Annotated in this window: 2 protein-coding genes; both read left to right on the forward strand. The window is 41.3% G+C overall.

What is annotated here, in order from left to right; genetic code table 11:
• Nucleotides 1–305: 305 nt before the first annotated feature.
• A complete protein-coding gene (locus F6K49_RS43265; RefSeq protein ID WP_293107816.1) occupies nt 306–452 on the forward strand; it encodes a hypothetical protein in 147 nt (48 codons plus the stop codon).
• Between the two features lie 920 nt (nt 453–1,372).
• Nucleotides 1,373–1,966 (forward strand): hypothetical protein, encoded by a 594-nt coding sequence (locus F6K49_RS43270; RefSeq protein WP_075902570.1) that lies wholly within the window; start codon nt 1,373–1,375, stop codon nt 1,964–1,966.
• The last annotated feature ends 161 nt before the right edge of the window (nt 1,967–2,127 follow it).

The following is a 2,127-nucleotide window of genomic DNA, read 5'->3' on the forward strand; positions in this document are numbered from 1 at the left end:
GCTCATGGGGGAAACCCCCATGAGCGACTGCATCAAGACAAGGCGAGCCTGTCTTACGGTAACTTCAAACCATGAGCAACTGGCGTGGTTTCCCCCATGAGCGACTGCATCAAGACAGGGAATTTGGAGTGAGCCGGTGCAATAACAATCGGTCATATACCTGATTTAACCGTCCCGTCGCAACTTAGCCAGCTTTTGATCTTCCCCTACACCCATCACCCCACACCCGGTCACCCCGTAAAGCTTTTAAGGCTGTTTGTCACCCCGTCAGGTAATAGGTAATAGGTATAGCGTTTCTAGGACTCATGAGGTACACATTATTTTTTCCCTCTTCCCTTTTCCCTCTTCCCTTTTCCCTCTTCCCTGCTCCCTGCTCCCTGCTCCGAACGCGCCCCGCGTGGCCAACGGCCTCAGTCCCTAAAAACCATAAATTTGTACCTCACAAGTCGTAGAATTGCTATAATAGGTCTTCAGGGGAGCTAGTCCTGGATGAATATTTGTACATTATCTATAGCCCCCTCATGGGTTTAAGCTTGCTCTACTGGAAAATAGTACTAATGTTTAAGCAAAGCAAGACCTGCTCCCTCTTTAACTATAAGACACTGATATCAAATCAAGTTTACTAATCATCATATCGTCAAAAGTCCTGGTATATTATTTTAAGTTATTAGTCGCCATTTAGCCAAAGTTAAAATAGCGCGGTTTAGCTATTAATTACGATTAAATCTCTGAGTAAATATTATCAATTGCGCTTCGTTCCGCTGTAACGGCAATCCCTTGGAGTGTAAGCAGGCAAGATATAGTAGGATGTCAGTAACTACTATAAATTTGGCGTTGCTGAATAGGCTTTGGGTACTCAAGTCTAGTTGGAGTAGTTACCGATTACCGATTACCCATTACCTTTGGGTCTTCCACAATTGAGCAACGCCGTAAATTTAGGATTTCACCTTTAGGTCAAACTCAAGGGGTGCATCTCATATTTGAAAATCTTGCTAGTGGTGCTTTAGGGGGGCTCTCATTTTCCGCCTCGTAGCCAGGGTTTGGACAGTCCGCCCCGTAACGCACCACTGTGTCAAACAGCAAAAATGAGATGCACCCAAACTCAAGTTTCTCACGGGGTGACAAGCTAATTGAAAATCTTACAGGGGTTAGGTTTTAGGGGTTAGGTGAAGCGTGAACATCGTCATGGCGTAGTAGTTGATTAAAACTATCTATGCAGTTGGATTGGTGAAAATTGCTTCAACTGCTCGGAATTACAACAACACGAGTCGCGCTCATTAAACCCAAAACCTAAAACCGTGCCACCTAACACCTGCCTAGGTTTGAGCTTTGTTGTCACCCCTTGAGCTCAAGTTTAAAGAATAAATAAGCTATGGATACTAGTCAGATTGATAAATTTGTTTCCTATTGTAAACGTGAACAGCCACAAAGTGAAGAAGATATCAGACGTTTTTTTGTAGGGGTTATTGGTTTCCCCTATGATAAAGAACTTCTCTTACAGGCATATCTATTTTTCAAGATCAAGTCATTATTTCCAAACTGTAGTAAGCTCCTGTTATTTGAAAAAGCCTTAATCCAAGACTATACAAATTTAGGAAAAGTTGATTTTGTTTATCTTAGTCAAGACAACGGTTTATTTTTAATTGAAACCAAATATATTGATACTGAAGCGACAGGAAAGCACGAAAGAACTAGAAGAAATAAGCATAGAAATAAGGTAGTGGATCAAGTCATTGATTGGAAAGAGCAATTTAGGGATTATTGGAAGCTATCAACTAACCAAATTAATTGTGGAGTATTTACAACGGATCCACAAGTAGTTGATCGTGCAAGGAGCACTGACCTTATCGCTAAATCAATATCTATCTATGAACTGGAACGGTGGCAGAAAAATTATAAATTTTATAACTTAGAGCATGGCAATAAACGGGATTCGGTGAGAGATATATATGAGGTGATAAAGTGATCAGGTGATCAGGTGATTAAGTGATGAGGCAATAAAGGATGGTATTGCTCAAAATAGTTACTTTCATTCTCGCCGTTGTCATAGGCTGTGGTGGGGTGATAGCTTTATTATATGGCATGAATGGCTTGGTAAATCAGCTACCCAATAAAACGCGATTGACC

Source organism: Moorena sp. SIO3I6 (genome assembly GCF_010672095.1).

Coding starts and splice junctions, on each gene's coding strand:
- F6K49_RS43270 (WP_075902570.1), top strand. CDS start 1,373: ATGGATACTAGTCAGATTGATAAATTTGTTTCCTATTGTAAACGTGAA.
- F6K49_RS43265 (WP_293107816.1), top strand. CDS start 306: ATGAGGTACACATTATTTTTTCCCTCTTCCCTTTTCCCTCTTCCCTTT.